Source organism: Streptomyces sp. NBC_00829 (assembly GCF_045161795.1).
Taxonomy (GTDB): Bacteria; Actinomycetota; Actinomycetes; order Streptomycetales; family Streptomycetaceae; genus Streptomyces.
In genome coordinates this window covers 4527767-4544859 of the sequence record NZ_CP108867.1, presented here as the reverse complement: position 1 = coordinate 4544859, position 17093 = coordinate 4527767, and the positions used below count along the sequence as shown (strand labels likewise).

Annotated in this window: 13 protein-coding genes and 1 pseudogene; 6 read left to right on the top strand and 8 right to left on the bottom strand. The window is 71.3% G+C overall.

Translation table 11 applies throughout. From position 1 onward, the window contains the following. The first annotated feature begins 451 nt into the window (after positions 1 to 451). From OG293_RS20040 to OG293_RS20030, 3 genes are all read left to right on the top strand, one after another. Entirely contained in the window at positions 452 to 2683 is a 2232-nt protein-coding gene (locus tag OG293_RS20040) for an acetate--CoA ligase family protein (protein ID WP_406000149.1), read from the top strand. Further along, a complete protein-coding gene (locus OG293_RS20035; protein WP_406000148.1) occupies positions 2680 to 3471 on the top strand; it encodes an enoyl-CoA hydratase/isomerase family protein in 792 nt (263 codons plus the stop codon). Before OG293_RS20040 ends, OG293_RS20035 begins: the two co-directional genes overlap by 4 nt. Positions 3472 to 3539: 68 nt before the next feature. After that, positions 3540 to 4130 (top strand): flavin reductase family protein, encoded by a 591-nt coding sequence (locus OG293_RS20030; protein WP_406000147.1) that lies wholly within the window; start codon positions 3540 to 3542, stop codon positions 4128 to 4130. Between the two features lie 179 nt (positions 4131 to 4309). Here OG293_RS20030 and OG293_RS20025 read toward each other — a convergent pair whose 3' ends face one another. Beyond that, positions 4310 to 5659, bottom strand: coding sequence for an MFS transporter (locus OG293_RS20025; protein ID WP_406000146.1), 1350 nt, complete (start codon positions 5657 to 5659; stop codon positions 4310 to 4312). A 72-nt stretch (positions 5660 to 5731) separates the two neighbouring features. On the opposite strand from OG293_RS20025, the pseudogene OG293_RS20020 reads away from it, so the two are divergent. After that, positions 5732 to 6728: pseudogene (locus tag OG293_RS20020) on the top strand (GlxA family transcriptional regulator). A gap of 22 nt (positions 6729 to 6750) precedes the next feature. Here the strand turns inward: OG293_RS20020 and OG293_RS20015 are convergent. From OG293_RS20015 to OG293_RS20005, 3 genes are all read right to left on the bottom strand, one after another. Beyond that, positions 6751 to 7800, bottom strand: coding sequence for a Zn-dependent alcohol dehydrogenase (locus OG293_RS20015; protein ID WP_406000145.1), 1050 nt, complete (start codon positions 7798 to 7800; stop codon positions 6751 to 6753). Next, positions 7797 to 8936 carry an acyl-CoA dehydrogenase family protein gene (locus tag OG293_RS20010; protein WP_406000144.1) on the bottom strand — a complete coding sequence of 380 codons (1140 nt, stop codon included), beginning with the start codon at positions 8934 to 8936 and terminating at the stop codon, positions 7797 to 7799. Before OG293_RS20010 ends, OG293_RS20015 begins: the two co-directional genes overlap by 4 nt. A 200-nt stretch (positions 8937 to 9136) precedes the next feature. After that, positions 9137 to 10048 (bottom strand): SDR family oxidoreductase, encoded by a 912-nt coding sequence (locus tag OG293_RS20005; RefSeq protein WP_406000143.1) that lies wholly within the window; start codon positions 10046 to 10048, stop codon positions 9137 to 9139. An 83-nt stretch (positions 10049 to 10131) separates the two neighbouring features. Between OG293_RS20005 and OG293_RS20000 the strand changes: the two genes are divergently transcribed. Beyond that, positions 10132 to 11058, top strand: coding sequence for a cyclase family protein (locus tag OG293_RS20000; protein ID WP_406000142.1), 927 nt, complete (start codon positions 10132 to 10134; stop codon positions 11056 to 11058). A 15-nt stretch (positions 11059 to 11073) separates the two neighbouring features. Here the strand turns inward: OG293_RS20000 and OG293_RS19995 are convergent, their stop codons facing one another. The 4 genes from OG293_RS19995 to OG293_RS19980 all read right to left on the bottom strand — a co-directional run bounded on the left by OG293_RS19995 (position 11074) and on the right by OG293_RS19980 (position 15174). Next, positions 11074 to 11541, bottom strand: a complete 468-nt coding sequence (locus tag OG293_RS19995; protein WP_406000141.1) for an ATP-binding protein — start codon at positions 11539 to 11541, stop codon at positions 11074 to 11076. Between the two features lie 389 nt (positions 11542 to 11930). After that, positions 11931 to 12851: an acyl-CoA dehydrogenase family protein gene (locus tag OG293_RS19990; protein ID WP_406000140.1), complete on the bottom strand. Its 921-nt coding sequence runs from the start codon at positions 12849 to 12851 to the stop codon at positions 11931 to 11933. Continuing rightward, positions 12851 to 13984 (bottom strand): acyl-CoA dehydrogenase family protein, encoded by a 1134-nt coding sequence (locus tag OG293_RS19985; protein WP_406000139.1) that lies wholly within the window; start codon positions 13982 to 13984, stop codon positions 12851 to 12853. The genes OG293_RS19990 and OG293_RS19985 overlap by 1 nt, the downstream gene beginning before the upstream one ends. Next, positions 13984 to 15174, bottom strand: coding sequence for an amidohydrolase family protein (locus OG293_RS19980; RefSeq protein WP_406000138.1), 1191 nt, complete (start codon positions 15172 to 15174; stop codon positions 13984 to 13986). The genes OG293_RS19985 and OG293_RS19980 overlap by 1 nt, the downstream gene beginning before the upstream one ends. 154 nt (positions 15175 to 15328) lie before the next feature. Here OG293_RS19980 and OG293_RS19975 point away from each other — a divergent pair, with 154 nt between their 5' ends. Continuing rightward, positions 15329 to 16852 (top strand): class I adenylate-forming enzyme family protein, encoded by a 1524-nt coding sequence (locus OG293_RS19975; protein WP_406000137.1) that lies wholly within the window; start codon positions 15329 to 15331, stop codon positions 16850 to 16852. Positions 16853 to 17093 lie beyond the last annotated feature (241 nt).

Below are 17093 nucleotides of genomic sequence, written 5' to 3'. Positions count from 1 at the left end.
AAGCACGCCGCGGTCCGAGCCGCCCGAGCCGCCCAGGAGGGCGACGCTCCGGCCTGCCGGGGCGTCGGTGACCCGTCCCCGAACTCAGCTCTTGACCAGGGCGCCCGGTCACCCGGTACGGCAGGGCACGGGTGTCCCGCGGCACACCCGTGCGCTGCGGACACCCAGGCGCTGCGGCAGGGACCGGCCGGCGGGGGGAGACCGGCGAGGGAGACCGGCGAGCACTCCTCGCCCCCACTGGCCGAAACACCCGGCCCCGCGAAGGCCGCGGGATAGCCGGCAGTCCCCTGTGGGTACGGGTGAGTGGGCGGCCGGGCCGGCCGGCAGGGCTCGGGGCGCCACCGCGGCCGTTCCACCAGGCTTTGCCCGCAGAAGTGTTCCTGACTGGTCGTCAGTTCGGTAATCTGACTGTGCGTCAGTTATCGGCCAACGAGCAGGAGCGGGGCACCCGATGCTTGGATCTACCCACGGCACCCTCACCTCCGACCTCCGCGCACGGGTCGTGGCCTGCGGAGAGCAGCCCCGCAACGCCGTCCATGACAGAGCCTCCGTCACCGCGGTCGCCGGCGATCTCGACGTCAGCGGCCGGCCGTTGTACGCGGCGGTGCCCGATCTCGACCGCTTCTTCCGGCCCGCGTCCGTCGCCGTCGTCGGGGCGTCCGACGGGGAAGGGCGGCCCAACACCGGCATCACCCGGCAGCTCGTCGACTGGGCCGAACGCGTCGGGGCACGGCTGTACCCGGTCCACCCCACCCGGGAGAGCGTCTTCGGACTGCGCTGCGTCGCCGCCGTACGCGACCTGCCCGAGGAGGTCGACCTCGCCGTCCTGCTGGTCGGCGACCCCCTTCCGGTCGTCGAGGAACTCGCCGAGGCCAAGGTGAAGTTCGCCGTGGCCTTCGCGTCCGGCTACGCGGAGACCGGCCCGGAAGGCGCGGCGGCCCAGTCGCGGCTGGCCGCCGCCGTGGAGCGGTCGGGAGTGCGGCTGCTGGGACCGAACACCAATCTCAACGCCTTCGAGAAGTTCCGGGACGACCTGGAAGGACCGGCGATCGCGCTGATCACCCAGTCCGGACACCAGGGCCGGCCCGTCTTCACCCTGCAGGAGCTCGGCGTACGGCTCTCCCACTGGGCGCCCACGGGCAACGAGGCCGACCTGGAGACCGCCGACTTCATCTCGTACTTCGCCGAGCTCCCCGAGGTCGGGGCCATCGCCTGCTACGTGGAAGGACTCAAGGACGGCCGCTCCTTCCTCCTCGCCGCCGACCGGGCCGCCCGGCGCGGAGTGCCGGTCGTCGCGGTCAAGGTCGGGCGTACCGAGACGGGAGCGCGGACCGCCGCCTCGCACACCGGCAAACTGACCGGCGCCGACGAAGTGGTGGACGCGGCGATGCGGCAGTTCGGCGTGATCCGGGTGGACGGGCTCGACGAACTCCAGGACACCGCGGCGCTGCTGGCCCGTGCCCGCAAACCCGTGGCCGACGGGGTCGTCGTCTACTCGATCTCCGGGGGCACCGGCGCGCACTTCTCAGACCTGGCGACCGGGGCCGGCCTGCCGCTGCCCCGGCTCTCCGAGGCCAAGCAGGCCGAGCTGCACACCTGGATACCGCAGTACCTGAACGTCGCGAACCCGGTCGACAACGGCGGGCACCCGGTGGGCGACTGGCGCGGTCGCAAGATCATCGACGCGATCCTCGCGGACCCTGCCGTCGGCGTGCTGATCTGCCCCATCACCGGCCCCTTCCCGCCGATGAGCGACAGGCTGGCGCAGGACCTGGTGGACGCGGCGGAGACCACGGACAAGCTGGTGTGCGTGGTGTGGGGGTCGCCGGTGGGTACGGAGGCCGCGTACCGCGAGACGCTGCTCGGGTCCTCGCGGGTCGCCACCTTCCGTACGTTCGGGAACTGCATCACGGCCGTCCGCGCCTATCTCGGCCACCACCGGTTCACGAGCGGTTATCTCTCGCCCTTCGACGAGGCCCCGCGCACGCCCTCGCCGTCGTTCCGCAAGGCACTGGCGTTGATGCGCCCAGGCAAGCAGTTGAGCGAGCACGCGGCGAAGTCGCTGCTGCGGGCGTACGGCATCCGCGTGCCGCGCGAGCAGTTGGTGACCAGCGCGGCGGCGGCCGTGCGGGCCGCGGGCCTGGTCGGCTACCCGGTCGTCATGAAGGCGTCCGGGACCCAGCTCGCCCACAAGACCGAACTGGGCCTGGTCAAGGTCGGTCTGACGTCGGCCAGTCAGGTGCGCGACGCCTACCGCGAGCTCACCGACATCGCCCGCTTCGAAGGCATCGACCTCGACGGGATTCTGGTCTGCCAGATGGTAGAGCGGGGCGTGGAGATGGTCGTCGGCGTCACCCAGGACGCTCTCTTCGGGCCCACCGTGACGGTCGGGCTCGGCGGGGTGCTGGTGGAGGTGCTGCACGACGCCGCCGTGCGTGTGCCCCCCTTCGGTGAGGACCAGGCGCGCGCGATGCTCGGCGAACTGCGCGGCCGGGCCCTGCTGGACGGGGTCAGGGGCGGCCCTCCGGTGGATGTGGACGCGCTGGTGGAGGTCGTCCTGCGGGTCCAGCGGATGGCGCTTGAGCTGGGCGACGAACTGTCCGAGCTGGACATCAACCCCCTGATGGTGCTGCCACGGGGACAGGGCGCGGTGGCACTGGACGCGCTGGCGGTGTGCCGATGAGCGCCGATGTGCTCCACCGCGTGGAGGCCGCCGTCTCGTGGATCACCCTCAACCGTCCCGAGGCGATGAACGCGGTCACCTGGGACCAGCGGGAGCGGATCATCGCCCTGCTCGCGGACGCGTCCGCCGCCCCCGGTGTCCGCGCTGTCGTTCTCACCGCCACGGGCCGGGGCTTCTGCGCGGGCGCGGACCTGCGGGGCTCCCCGCCGGCCGGCGGGGAGCGGGTTCCCGGCGACGTGGCCCGTACGATCCGGCTCGGCGCGCAGCGTCTGATCTCCGCGGTCCTGGACTGCGAGAAGCCCGTGATCGCGGCGGTGAACGGCACCGCGGCCGGGATCGGCGCGCATTTGGCGTTCGCCTGCGATCTGGTGCTGGCGGCCGAAACCGCCGCGTTCATCGAGGTGTTCGTACGCCGCGGGCTCGTCCCGGACGGCGGTGGGGCCTATCTGCTGCCCCGGCTGGTCGGCGCGCGGCGCGCCAAGGAGCTGATGTTCTTCGGCGACTCGCTCCCGGCGGCCGAGGCCGAGCGCATGGGCCTGGTCAACCGGGTGGTCGCGCCGGAGGAGCTGGAGAAGACGGCCCGCGCCTGGGCCGAGCGGCTGGCGCAGGGCCCGACGCGGGCGCTCGCGCTCACCAAGCAGTTGGTGAACGCCTCTCTTGAGTCCGACCGTGCCACGGCGTTCGCGGCGGAGGCGGCGGCGCAGGAGATCAACATGACGACGCGGGACGCGAACGAGGGGGTCGCGAGCTTCGTGGAACGCCGTACGCCCCGGTACACGGGGCGTTGACAGCAGCCACCCCCTTCCGATCTGACGATCCGTCAGGTTAAATGGGGGCTGTGATGGGACACGCAGGGATGGCTGCCACCGCCGTCCGATACCTCAGGTCGGTCGGGGCCCCCGCGGCCACCGAACCGTTCGACGCCCTGCCGCGTCCGGACCTGCGCGCCGTCGGCGACGACGAGCGGCTGCCCGTCGGCCCGGGCGAGTTCCGGCGCGTGCTGGGCCACTTCGCGACGGGCGTCACCGTGGTCACGGCGCACGACGAGGACGGCCCGGCCGGCTTCGCCTGCCAGTCCTTCGCCAGCCTGTCGCTCGATCCGCCGCTGGTCGCGTTCATGGTCGCCCGTACGTCGACGACCTGGCCGCGGATCGCCCGCGCGGGATCCTTCTGCGTCAACGTCCTGGGCGCGCACCAGGGCGAGCTGTGCCGGGGATTCGCGGTGAGCGGTGCGGACAAGTTCGCGGGGGTCGCGTACGACGCGGCCCCGGTGACGGGTTCGCCCCGGCTGGACGGGGCACCGGCCTGGATCGACTGCACGCTCCAGACCGTCCACACCGGCGGCGACCACCTGATCGTGGTCGGCCGGGTGGAGGCGCTGGGCGCCACCGAGGACGGTGCGCCGCTGATCTTCCACCGGGGAACGTTCGGGCGTCTCGCGGACTGACGGCGGGCGGTAGGTGCGCTGCGCCCTGCCCGTCACGACGACGCGGGACGCGTGCGGCCCACGGCCCCCTCCGCCTCCGCGGGCGGCACGGAGCAGGTGCCCCGCTCGGGCGAGCCGATCAGGCCAGAGGCTGCGTCGAAGTCGCCGCGGCTCCCGGCACCGTGCCACCGGGGCGTGCGTCAGGCAACCGGGTCGGGCGCGCCCTTCGCGGGAGAGACCGGCGACACCGCCTGCGACGGAACCACCGGCCCGCGGCGGATCACCAGAGCCATCAGCGCCGCCGCCGCGCACAGCGCCCCCGACGCGTACCAGACCACGTCGTACGAACCGAACGCGTCCCGCGCGAGGCCCCCCGCGAACGCCACCAGTGCCGCGCCCACCTGGTGGGAGGCGAGGACCCAGCCGAAGACGATCGCGCTGTCGTCGCCGTAGTGCTCACGGCACAGGGCGATCGTCGGCGGGACGGTGGCCACCCAGTCGAGGCCGTAGAAGACGATGAAGAAGACCATGGGCGGATGGACGGACGGGGCCAGCAGCATCGGCAGGAAGAGGAGCGAGATGCCGCGCAGCGCGTAGTAGACCGCCAGCAGCCGCCGGGCCTCGAAGCGGTCGGTGAACCAGCCCGACGCGATCGTGCCGGCGACATCGAAGACGCCGATCACGGCGAGCAGCGACGCGGCGGCCGTGATCGGCATGCCGTGGTCGTGGGCCGCGGGCACGAAGTGCGTCTGGACCAGGCCGTTCGTCGAGGCGCCGCAGATCGCGAAGGTCCCCGCCAGCAACCAGAACGGGCCCGTCCTCGCGGCGGAGAGAAGCACCGTCAGCGCACGGCGGGCCGCGCCCGGCACCGGCGCGGGCTTCGGGACGAACTCCTCGGCGCCGTACGGGGCCAGCCCCACATCCGCCGGGTGGTCGCGCAGCAGCAGCCAGACGAAGGGCACGACGGCGAGCGCGGACAGCGCCACGGTGATCGACGCCGGACGCCAGCCGTGGTGCTCCACCAACCAGGACAGCAGCGGCAGGAAGATCAGCTGGCCGGAGGCGGACGCGGCGGTCAGGATGCCGGTGACCAGGCCACGGCGCTCGGTGAACCATCGGTTGGTGACCGTCGCGGCGAAGGCGAGCGCCATCGATCCGCTGCCGAGGCCGACCAGCAGGCCCCAGTAGAGGACCAGTTGCCAGGACGAGGACATGAAGACGGTCAGGCCGGAGCCCACGGCTATCACCGTCAGCGCGACGGCGACCACCCGGCGGATGCCGAAGCGGTCCATCAGCGCCGCCGCGAAGGGCGCGGTCAGTCCGTACAGCGCGAGATTGACGGAGACCGCCAAGCCGATCGTGCCGCGGGACCAGTCGAACTCGCTGTGCAACGGATCGATCAGCAGACCCGGCAGGGACCGGAACGCGGCCGCCCCGATGATCGTCACAAACGCCACGGCCGCGACGAACCACGCCCGGTGGACCCGTCCGGGCCGGCGCGGGGCTGTCGGGAGGCTGTCCTGGGCGGGTAGTCCGGTTGTCTGCGTCACGTCAAGCAGGATCCGGTGAGGCGAACCGACCGGACGAGTGGCCCGGGGGACAGCATTCGATAGGATCGGGCCATGGCTGAGTTCGGGAGACACCAGGCCGCCCCGCACCGGGTCGTCGTGCTGGCCCTGACCGGGCTGCTCCCCTTCGAGCTGGGTATTCCACACCGGATCTTCGGCCGCGCCAAGGACACCGACGGCCGTCCGCTGTACGAGATCCTCACCTGCTCCCTACGACCCGGACCCGTCCGCACGGACGCCGACTTCTCCATCGACGTCGAACACGGCCCCGAGGCGCTCGCCACCGCCGACACCGTCGTCGTCCCCGCCTCGTACGAACTGGGCCCGGTCTACGAGGAGGGCAGGCTCCCGGACGAGCTGGCCGACACCCTCGCGCACATCCGGCCCGGCACCCGCATGGTCTCCATCTGCACCGGCGGCTACGTCCTCGCCGCCGCCGGATACCTCGACGGCCGGCCCGCCACCACCCACTGGTCCTCCGCCGAGCACTTCCAGCGGCTCTTCCCGTCCGTCAAGGTCGACGCGGACGTGCTCTTCATCGACGACGGGGACGTGCTCACCTCGGCGGGCGTCGCCGCGGGCATCGACCTCTGTCTGCACATCGTGCGGCGCGACCACGGCACCGCCGTCGCCAACGAGGTCGCGCGCCGCACGGTCGTGCCGCCGCACCGGGACGGCGGGCAGGCCCAGTACATCCACCGGCCCGTACCCGAACCGCAGATGGCGACCACCACCGGCGCGCGCCTGGGCCCTGAGCCGGCTCCATGAGCCGATCCAGCTGCGCGACATGGCCGACCAGGAGTCCATGTCCGTACGGACCTTCACCCGCCGCTTCCGCGAGGAGGCGGGCATCAGCCCCGGCCAGTGGCTGACCCGGCAGCGCGTGGAGCGGGCCCGGCACCTGCTGGAGTCCACGGATCTCTCGGTCGACCAGGTGGCAAGGGACGCGGGCTTCGGCACCGCACAGTCGATGCGCCAGCATCTCCAGACGGCGCTCGGGGTCCCGCCGACCGCGTACCGACGGGCCTTCCGCGCCTCGTCCACGGGGTGAGCCGGCTCGACCGGGTGCGTGCTCAGAAGGTCAGCACACCGCGCGCCACGCGCCCGTGGTGCGCGTCGTCCGCCGCCTTCGCGAAGTCCTCGACGGGATACGTCTCGGTGACGAGCTCGTCGAGCAGCAGCCGGCCCTGCCGGTAGAGCTCGGCGTAGAGCGCGATGTCGTGCTGCGGGCGCGAGGAGCCGTAGCGGCAGCCCAGGATCGACTTGTCCAGGAACATCGCCGCGGGCACGAAGGACGCCTCCGCCGTCGCGGCCGGCATGCCGAGCAGGATCGCCTGCCCGTGCCGGTCGAGCAGGTCGATCGCCTGCCGGATCAGGCCGGTGTGTCCGACGCACTCGAAGACGTGGTCGGCGCCGGTCGGCAGGAGGTCCCGTACGCCCTCGGCCGAGGCCAGGAAGTCCGTCGCCCCGAACTGCCGGGCCACCGCCTCCTTCGCCGGGTTCGAGTCGACGGCGACGATCGCCGACGCCCCGGCGATCCGCGCCCCCTGCAGGACATTGAGTCCGATGCCGCCCGTCCCGATGACGACGACGGTGTCGCCACGGTCGACCTTCGCACGGTTCAGTACGGCTCCGACGCCCGTCAGCACCCCGCATCCGATCAGCGCGGCGGAGGTCAGCGGCAGATCGGAGGGGATCTTCACGGCCTGGACGGCCCGGACGATCGTGCGTTCCGCGAAGGCGGAGTTGGAGGCGAACTGGAAGAGGGGCTCGCCGCCCCGCGAGAAGGGCCGTCCTGGGCGGCCGATCGCCTTGCGGCACATGGTGGGCCGGCCGCGGTCGCAGTCGGCGCAGGCGCCGCAGTTGGCGAGCGTGGACAGGGACACATGGTCGCCGGGTGCCACATGGCCGACGCCCGCGCCGACCGCCTCGACGACGCCCGCGCCCTCGTGCCCGAGGACCACCGGGACAGGGAAGGGAATCGTGCCGTCGATCACGGAGAGATCGCTGTGGCACAGCCCGGCCGCGGCGACGGCCACGAGGACCTCGCCGGGGCCGGGTTCCCGTATCTCCAGATCGTCGACCACGTGGGGCTGCTCGCCGTCGAAGACGACACCTCTCATCGGGGCTCCCTCGGTAGGCCGAGCACCCGCTCGGCGATGATGTTGCGCTGGATCTCGTCCGAGCCGCCGTAGATGGTGTCGGCGCGGGTGAAGAGGAACAGCCTTTGCAGAGGGTCGAGTTCGTACGGCCTCTCGATGCTCCAGTCGTCCGGCCCCATGGCGGCGCCCGCGCCCCGGACGGCCATGGCGAGCTCGCCGAGCCGCTGGTGCCAGCCGCCCCACAGCAGCTTGGCGACGCTGGGGGCGCCGGGGTCCTCGTCGGAACGGCCCAGCGTGCGCAGGGCGTTCCATCGCATGGTGCGCAGCTCGGCCCACTGGCGTACGAGCCGGTCGCGCAAAACGGGATCGTCCACGGCTCCGCCGTCGACGGCCAGCCGCACGATCCGTTCCAGCTCCTGGGCGAAGCCGATCTGCTGGGCGAGCGTGGAGACCCCGCGCTCGTGGCCGAGCAGGCTCATGGCGACCCGCCAGCCGTTGCCCTCGCCGCCGACGAGGTGGTCGGCGCGGGCTTCGGCCCCGTCGAAGAAGACCTCGTTGAACTCACTGGTGCCGGTCATCTGCCGGATGGGGCGTACGTCGACGCGGCCCGGCTGGTCCATCGGCACCAGCAGGAACGACAGTCCGTGGTGGCGCCGCGATCCCGGGTCGGTCCGCGCGAGCACGAAGCACCAGTCGGCGTCCTGGGCGAGCGAGGTCCAGATCTTCTGGCCGCTGACGCGGTAGGTGTCCTGGTCACGGACGGCCGCCGTCCTCAGCCCGGCGAGGTCGGATCCGGCGTCGGGCTCGCTGTAGCCCTGGCACCAGAGCTCCTCGCCGCGGGCGACGGCGGGCAGGAAGCGCTCCTTCTGAGCCCGGGTCCCGTGTGCGAGGAGTGTGGGGGCGAGGAGGTTCTCGCCGATGTGGCCGAGGCGGGCGGGGGCGCCGGCTCTGGCGTACTCCTCGGCCCAGACGACCTGCTGTGTGAGGCTCGCCCGCCGGTTGCCGTACCCATCCTCGCTCCAGCCGATCCCGATCCATCCGGCGCGGCCGAGTTCGCGCTCCCACGCGTGTGAGCGGCCCTCGGGGTGGTGGGCCATGAGCCAGGTACGCGCCTCTTGGCGGAAGGCGTCGTCGTCGGGGCCGAACGCGAAGTCCACGTCTCCTCCAGGGAGTTGATGTTTCCCCACCCGCCCCTTCCCGTACGGGGGCGAAGCCCCGGACTCCGGAGCGCCCTCCGGGGCTGGGCAGAGCCCACGGGAGATGCAGGAGCGCCCTTGGGGTCTTCCGTATGGATCAGGCCGGATCGGTGAGCGGGGTCTGGTTCCGCGCCTGCCCGGCAAGATCCAAACGAGCGGCCCTAGGTGTTCGGGCGGGAGCCCGAGGCCGCCGCCTTCGCCATGTCCTCCAGCCGCGCCAGCAGCGGCATCGGATCCACCCCCACCGTCCCCGGCAGGAAGTCCGCGATCCGCTGCGGTGTCCACCCTCCCTCCGCATACCCGGCCCGCAGCTCCCTCGGCTGCGCCCACACCGCGATCTTGGGGCCCGCGATCGTGTACACCTGGCCCGTGATCCGTTCCTCACGGGCCCGGTCGGAGAGCAGATAGACCACCAGCGCCGCCACGTCCTCGGGCTCGCCGATCTCCTTCAGCTCCATCGGGACGTTCGCGGACATACGCGTCCGGGCCACCGGAGCCACGGCGTTCGCGGTCACGCCGTACTTGTTCAGGCCCAGGGCCGCGCTGCGCACCAGCGAGATGATGCCGCCCTTCGCCGCGGAGTAGTTCGCCTGGGCGACCGAGCCCTGATGATTGCCGCTGGTGAAGCCGATCAGCGTTCCGCCGCCCTGCTTGCGCATCACGGCCGAGGCCGCCCGGAAGACCGTGAAGGTGCCTTTGAGGTGGGTGGCGACCACCGGGTCCCACTCCTCCTCCGACATGTTGAAGAGCATCCGCTCGCGCAGGATCCCGGCCACGCACACGACCCCGTCGATCCGCCCGAACTCGGCGAGGGCCACATCCACGATCCGCTGCCCTCCGGCCATGGTCGAGATGTCGTCGGCCACGGCCACGGCCTCGCCGCCCGCCGCGACGATCTCCTTCACGACCGCGGCGGCGACTTCCGAGGTGGGCTCGCCGCCCTCGACCGGGACGCCGTAGTCGTTGACGACGACCCGGGCGCCCTCGGCCGCCGCGGCCAGTGCCACGGCCCGGCCGATGCCACGGCCCCCGCCCGTCACGGCGACGACCTTGCCTGCCAAGAAGTTCCCCACGTCCGGCCCCTTCCCGCGGTTTCTGACGGACCGTTAGATTCTACGGTCAGCCGGATACCCGAGCACAAGCCCCAGGAGGCCCGATGTCACTCCCGGCCGAATTCCACGAGATCGCCAAGCGCGTGAACAACTGGGGGCGTTGGGGCGCGGACGACGAGACCGGGACGCTGAACCTGATCACCGACGAGGTGGTGAGAGCCGCCGCGGCAGAGGTGCGTACGGGCCGGCGCGTCCCCCTCGCGCTGCCCCTCCACCATGACGGCATCCAGACCGGGGTGATCCCGGGCCGGGTGAACCCCTTGCACACCATGGTCCAGATCAATCAGGAACTCTTCGGCCCCGGCACGGTCGCCACCAGCGACGACACGGTGACCATGGGGCTCCAGGCAGCCACCCACTGGGACGCCCTGACCCACGCGTCGCACTCGGGGAAGCTCTACAACGGCCGGCCCGCGGACACGATCACGCCGCACACCCGCGCGCAGTTCAGCGGCATCGACAAGGCCCCGTACATCGTCTCCCGGGGCGTTCTGCTGGATGTCGCGCGCGCCAGAGGCCTCGACCGGCTGCCCGGCGACCACGCCGTCACACCCGAGGACCTGGACGAGGCCGCGGAGTTCGGCGGCGTGAGGGTCCGGGCCGGTGACATCGTTCTCGTACGGACCGGACAGATCCAGGTCGCTCTCGCGGGCGACAGGCACGGCTACGGATACCCGTCGCCGGGCCTGTCCGTCCGCACTCCCGAGTGGTTCCACTCCCACGATGTCGCCGCCGTCGCGAACGACACCCTCACCTTCGAGATCTTCCCGCCGGAGATCGAGGATCTCTGGATGCCCGTGCACGCCCTCGACCTCGTGGAGATGGGCATGCTCCAGGGACAGAACTGGAATCTGGAAAAGTTGTCCACAGCCTGTGCGGAAGAAAGGCGCTATGCCTTCCTGCTGTCGGCGATGCCCGAGCCGTTCGTCGGCGGCACCGGAACCCCCGTCGCTCCGGTCGCGGTCCTGTAGAGCCTGCGGGCGGCGTCAGAGAGCAGGCTGCCTCAGGGCGGACGCGAAACCACGCACCGTGGGCTCGTACACCACGTGCGGTGCGCCCCGGTCCACCTCGCACCAGATGGACTTGCCCGCGCCCTCCGGCTGCCAGCCCCACCGGTCGGCGAGTCCGTCGACCAGTTCCAGGCCACGGCCGTTGGTGTCGCCGCCCTCGGCGTGGCGCGGCCTCGGCGGGCAGGAGCTGATGTCGGCGACCTCCACGCGGACCGTCCCGGCTTCAGCGGCCCCGGCGCCGAAGAGCATCCGCAGTACCGCCGGACAGCCGGTGTGTACGACCGCGTTGGTGACGAGCTCCGAAATCAGCAGGATCAGGGTCTCGGCCAGCGGCTCGTCGTCCCCTATCCCGGACCCGGCGAGCCGTGAACGGGCCCACCTGCGGGCTCGTCCCACCTCCGCGGGGTCGGGCCCGACTTCCAACTGAACCAGAAGCACCTGCACCGCTCACACCATCCGAACCGGCGGACACATCGCCTCGCGCCTCGACAAGGTCCTGAACCAGGTCACCGAACGTGACTCCCTTGCAGGACAGCATGGTTGACGTACAGTCACCGCAACAAGCGCTTCGGGCATATTCCATCGCGAAGGAGTACCCGTGGTGCATACTGTGCGACGCACGCCGCGCGGAGTCGAACAGAGGGCCGTAACCCGTACTCGCGCAGGGCGAACGGTGTGCATTCCCGGGCCCGGAGCCGCCGCACTGGCAACACCGTGACAACTCTGCCTCGGAACCACTCGCATCCCACGGAGAGTACCGGAGCGTGACCCCGACTCCGGCCCGTGACGAGTCGTCCGAAGGACACAACCCGGTATCGACGCTCGGTGACGCTTCAGAGTGCTGAGGCCAAGGCCTCCGCCTGGACCTCCTCCGCCTCCGCGAAGGTCAGCCACATCCGCGCGCGCAACCAGGCCCGCTTGAGATGGAGATGAACGTCCGCCTCCCAGGTGAAGCCCATACCGCCGAACACCTGGAGGCAGTCCCGCGCCCCCCGGACGGCGGCCTCGTCGGCGAGCAGCTTGGCCCCGGCGATCTCGGTGAAGTCCCCGGTGACGGCCGCCGCGTAGACCGCCGCTCGTGCCACTTCCGTGCGTACGAGCATCTGGGCACACAGATGCTTGACTGCCTGGAAGCCGCCGATCGGCCGGCCGAACTGCTCGCGGTCCTTCGCGTATCGCACGGCCATCTCGGTGGCGCGGGCCGCGCAGCCGAGTTGTTCGGCCGCGGTCAGCAGCACGGCGTCCGGGAGCGGCGGGGCCTTGGGCCCGGCGGAGATCCGGTGCAGCGGCGTGAGCGGGTCCATGGACCGCATGGGGCGGGCGTGGGGCAGATCCTTCGGGTCCCGCACCCGCAGGGCGCTGCCGTGGATCACGACGACCGCGTCGGCGTCGGCGAAGTGCGGCACCAAGGCGGGCAGTTGGGTGCCACAAGTGATCACACGGCTCCCGTCCGCGGCGCCCGGCACCCGCCCGGCGGCCACATGGGTCGCCACCAGGGGCCCGTTCAGCAGCGCCCGTCCGGCCTCCTCGAAGACCAGGACCGCCTCGGGCAGCCCGAGCCCGGCCCCGCCCTGCGACTCCGGCAGCCGCAGCGAGAAGAACCCGGCCTCCCCGAGCTCCCGCCACAGCTCCCGGTCGACCGCGCCCTCGCGGTCCACGGCGGCCCGCAGCACCTCCGGTCCGAAGCGGCCCGCCAGCAGCTCCCGTACGCCCCTGCGGAGGGCTCGCTGGTCGTCGGTGAGCCGGAAGTCCATCAGCGCCCCTTCGGCAGGCCGAGAATCCGCTCGGCGACGATGTTCCGCTGGATCTGGGAGGTGCCCGCGGCGATGGTGTACGAGAGTGAGGAGAGCCGGTCCGCGGTCCACTCCCGGTCGAGGTCGAAGGCGCCGGGTCCGAGCACCTCGGCGGCCGTGTCGTAGAGCTCCTGACGGGCGTGGGAGTAGTGGAGCTTGAAGACCGAGCCGCCGATGCCGGGGACCCCTCCGGTGCTCTGGGCCTCGCTGACGTTCCACTGGGTGAGCCGCCACAGCGCCGAGAACTCCGCGTGCAGCCGGCCCAGCCTTCGGCGCAGCACCGGGTCGTCCCAGGTGCCGTTGGCGCGGGCTGCGGCGGCCACCTCGCCGAGCGTGCGCCGGCAGGCGACGACCTCGCCGACGAAGGCCGTGCCGCGCTCGAAGGAGAGGGTGACCATGGTGACGCGCCAGCCGTCGTTCTCCTCGCCGACCCGGTTGGCCACGGGCACCCGCACCTCGTCCAGGAACATCTCAGCGAACTCCGCCGTCCCGGCCAGCGTCCGCAGGGGTCGCACGGTGACCCCGTCCGCGTCCATCGGCAGGGCGAGCCAGGTGATGCCCCGGTGCTTGGGCGCGTCCGGGTCGGTGCGCACCAGCAGTTCGCACCAGTCGGCGACCTCGGCGTGCGAGGTCCAGATCTTGGAGCCGGTGACGATGTACGCGTCCCCGTCGCGCACGGCCCGTGTCCGCAGCGACGCCAGGTCCGAGCCGGCGCCCGGCTCGCTGAAGCCCTGGCACCAGATCTCGTCGCCGCGCAGTACCGGCGGCAGCCAGCGCTCCCGCTGCCCGGCCGTGCCCTCGGCGGCGATCGTGGGCCCGGCATGGAGGAGTCCGACGAAGTTGGCGCCGACATAGGGCGCTCCGGCGTTCTCCGTCTCCTCCAGGAAGATCAGCCGCTGGGTCGGGGACGCGTCCCAGTGGACGTCCGCGTACCCGGCGTCGTGGAGCATCCGCTGCCAGGCGGTGTCGTACGCCCGGCGGCCCGGCCAGTCCAGCGGATCGGGCTTCGCGGGCAGTCTGGGCAGCGAGAGCTCAAGCCAGTCGCGCAGCCGCGCCCGGAACGCCTCTTCCTCCTCGGTGTACGTGAGATCCATCAGTCGAGGTCCAGCCCCAGCATCCGGATCGCGTTGCCCCGCATCAGCTTGTGAACGGTCTCGTCGTCGAGGCCCTTCACATGGTCCAGGGCCACTTCCTTGGTGTGGGGGAAGGTCGAGTCGACGTGCGGATAGTCGGTCTCGAAGGTGGCGTTGTCCCGGCCGACGACGTCCAGCGAGGCGATTCCGTGCTTGTCGCGGAAGAAGCAGCAGAAGATCTGCCGGTAGTAGTACGTGGAGGGCGGCTCGGGGATCAGATCGCGCACCCCGCCCCAGGCGCGGTGCTCCTCCCACACGTCGTCGGCGCGCTCCAGGGCGTAGGGGATCCAGCCCATCTGGCCCTCGCTGTAGGCGAGCTTCAGCCGCGGGAACTTCACCAGCACCCCGGAGAAGAGGAAGTCCATCATCGAGGCCATGGCGTTGTTGAAGCTGAGCGATGCCTGCACGGCGGGCGGGGCGTCCGGCGAGGCGGCGGGCATCTGGGAGCTGGACCCGATGTGCATGTTCACGACCGTGCCGGTCTCCTGGCAGACGGCGAAGAACGGGTCCCAGTAGCCGGAGTGGATCGACGGCAGCCCGAGATGGGTGGGGATCTCGCTGAAGGTCACGGCCCGCACGCCCCGGGCGGCGTTGCGCCTGATCTCCGCGACGGCGAGGTGGATGTCCCACAGCGGGATGATGCACAGCGGGATGAGCCGCCCGCCGCTGTCGCCGCACCACTCCTCGACCATCCAGTCGTTGTAGGCGCGCACGCAGGCGAGCGCGACCTCCTTGTCGTGTGCCTCGGCGAAGGTCTGTCCGCAGAAGCGGGGAAAGGTCGGGAAGCAGAGCGACGCCTCGACATGGTTGAGATCCATGTCCTTCAGGCGTTCCTTGGGGTCCCAGCAGCCGGGCCGCATCTCAGCGCGGGTGATGCCTTCGAGCGTCATGTCGTCGCGGTCGAAGCCGACGGCGGCGATATTGCGCTTGTACGGGAACTTCAGGTCCTCGTAGATCCACCAGTCGGTCGGCGGACCGTCCGGATCCATGGTGATCCGGTACTTCCCGGCGACGTAGGCGAGCTCGCCGATGCCCGCGGTGAGCGGCCGGGGGCCGCGGTCGCGGTACTTGGCCGGCAGCCAGGTCTCGAAGAGGTGCGCCGGCTCGATCACATGGTCGTCGACGCTGACGATCCGAGGAAGTTCGGTCATGGTGTCCCCTCCGCCGTGCCCGCCGGTGAATCCGGTGAGTCAAATCTGATGACCCGTCAGAAATCAGGCTAGCCCCGCACCTCTGGACCGACAAGGCGGCGGGCCCTACGCTCTGCGCACGATCTGACTATCCGTCAGCCATGGAGGTCCGGCCATGAACGAGACCGCACGCGCACTGGGCGCATCACGCACGCTCTGGGAACTTCTCCAGCGCCGCGCGGAGCTCACCCCGGACCGTCCCGTGCTCCTCCAGGGCGACCGGACGCTCACCTTCGGCGCCCTGCGGGACCGCTCCGAGCGGGTCGCCGCCGGCCTGTACGAACTGGGCGTACGGCCCGGCAGCGTGGTCGCCTGGCAGCTGCCGACCCGGATCGGGACGGCACTGCTCTCCTTCGCGCTCGCCCGCATCGGGGCCGTTCAGTCGCCGGTGATCCCCTTCTACCGGGACCGCGAGGTCGGCTTCGCGCTCCGGGAGTCCAAGGCGTCCTTCTTCGCCGTGCCCGGCACCTGGCGGGGCTTCGACCACACGGGCATGGCGCACCGCCTCGCGCTGGAGCTGCCCGAACCACCGCTGGTCTTCGAGGCGTACGACACGCTCCCCGACGCCGATCCGTCGGTGCTGCCGCCCCCGCCCGCCTCGGGGACGGACGTGCGCTGGATCTACTGGACGTCGGGGACCACCTCGGACCCCAAGGGCGTGCTGCACACGGACCGTTCACTGATAGCGGGCGGATCGTGCCTGGCGCACGCGCTGCACCTGTCGTCCGACGACGTCGGCTCGATGGCCTTCCCCTTCGCGCACATCGCCGGGCCCGACTACACGGTGATGCTGCTGCTCTACGGCTTCCCGGCGGTGATGTTCGAGCACTTCGCGCTGCCCGACGCACTGGAGGAGTACCGCCGGCACAAGGTGACCGTGGCGGGCGGCTCCACGGCCTTCTACTCGATGTTCCTCACCGAACAGCGCAAAGCGCCCGAGCGGCCCCTCATCCCGAGCCTGCGGCTGCTGGCCGGGGGCGGGGCGCCCAAGCCTCCGGAGATCTACCACGCCGTCGTACGGGAGATGGGCTGCCAACTGACCCACGGCTACGGCATGACCGAAGTCCCCATGATCACGATGGGTGCGCCGGACGACACGGTGGAGAACCTGGCGACGACGGAGGGCAGGCCCCCGGAAGGGATGGAGATACGCATCGTCGACGGCGAGGTCCGGCTGCGCGGCGAGGCGGTGTGCGAGGGCTATCTGGATCCGGCCCAGTCGGCCGAGGCCTTCGACGGCGAGGGGTTCTTCATCACCGGCGATCTGGGACATGTCACAAAGTCCGGGCACCTCGTCCTCACGGGCCGGCTCAAGGACGTGATCATCCGCAAGGGCGAGAACATCTCGGCGAAGGAGATCGAGGACCTGCTGCACGGGCACGCGGGTGTCGCGGACGTGGCGGTGATCGGGCTGCCGGACCCCGAGCGCGGGGAAAGGGTCTGCGCGGTGGTGGAACAGCCGGAGGGCGCGGAGGTGTTGACTCTCGCGGCCGTGACGTCGTACTTGCGCGGGGCGGGTCTGTCGGTGCACAAGCTGCCGGAACAGCTGGAGGTGGTGGAGGGGCTGCCACGGAACGAGACGCTGCGGAAGGTGCTCAAGTACAGGCTGCAGGAGCGGTTTTCAAGACCGTTCCCTTAGGCCGCTCGGGCAACCCACCTGCGCCCCGGCCCACCCGGGGTGGAGCGGGTACAGCCCGCCGGTCGCCGGGGAGTTCGTCGACCCGGAGCTGCTGTTCGCGGTGGTCACCGCGCAGCTGTGCGTGGCTCCCGAGGGCTGAGCCGGGAAATCATACGCATGCTGACGACTTCGATACACCTAGCTGAAGGTGTGTTGAATCCGTTCCGGCATTGTCGGTTCCGTATACCCGGAGCGGGCGCCT

Excerpts from the sequence above, each read along its gene's own strand:
- OG293_RS19975 (WP_406000137.1), top strand. The coding sequence starts at position 15,329 with ATGAACGAGACCGCACGCGCACTGGGCGCATCACGCACGCTCTGGGAA.
- OG293_RS20030 (WP_406000147.1), top strand. The coding sequence starts at position 3,540 with ATGGCTGCCACCGCCGTCCGATACCTCAGGTCGGTCGGGGCCCCCGCG.
- OG293_RS20000 (WP_406000142.1), top strand. The coding sequence starts at position 10,132 with ATGTCACTCCCGGCCGAATTCCACGAGATCGCCAAGCGCGTGAACAAC.
- OG293_RS20040 (WP_406000149.1), top strand. The coding sequence starts at position 452 with ATGCTTGGATCTACCCACGGCACCCTCACCTCCGACCTCCGCGCACGG.
- OG293_RS19980 (WP_406000138.1), bottom strand. The coding sequence starts at position 15,174 with ATGACCGAACTTCCTCGGATCGTCAGCGTCGACGACCATGTGATCGAG.
- OG293_RS20015 (WP_406000145.1), bottom strand. The coding sequence starts at position 7,800 with ATGAGAGGTGTCGTCTTCGACGGCGAGCAGCCCCACGTGGTCGACGAT.
- OG293_RS20035 (WP_406000148.1), top strand. The coding sequence starts at position 2,680 with ATGAGCGCCGATGTGCTCCACCGCGTGGAGGCCGCCGTCTCGTGGATC.
- OG293_RS19985 (WP_406000139.1), bottom strand. The coding sequence starts at position 13,984 with ATGGATCTCACGTACACCGAGGAGGAAGAGGCGTTCCGGGCGCGGCTG.
- OG293_RS19990 (WP_406000140.1), bottom strand. The coding sequence starts at position 12,851 with ATGGACTTCCGGCTCACCGACGACCAGCGAGCCCTCCGCAGGGGCGTA.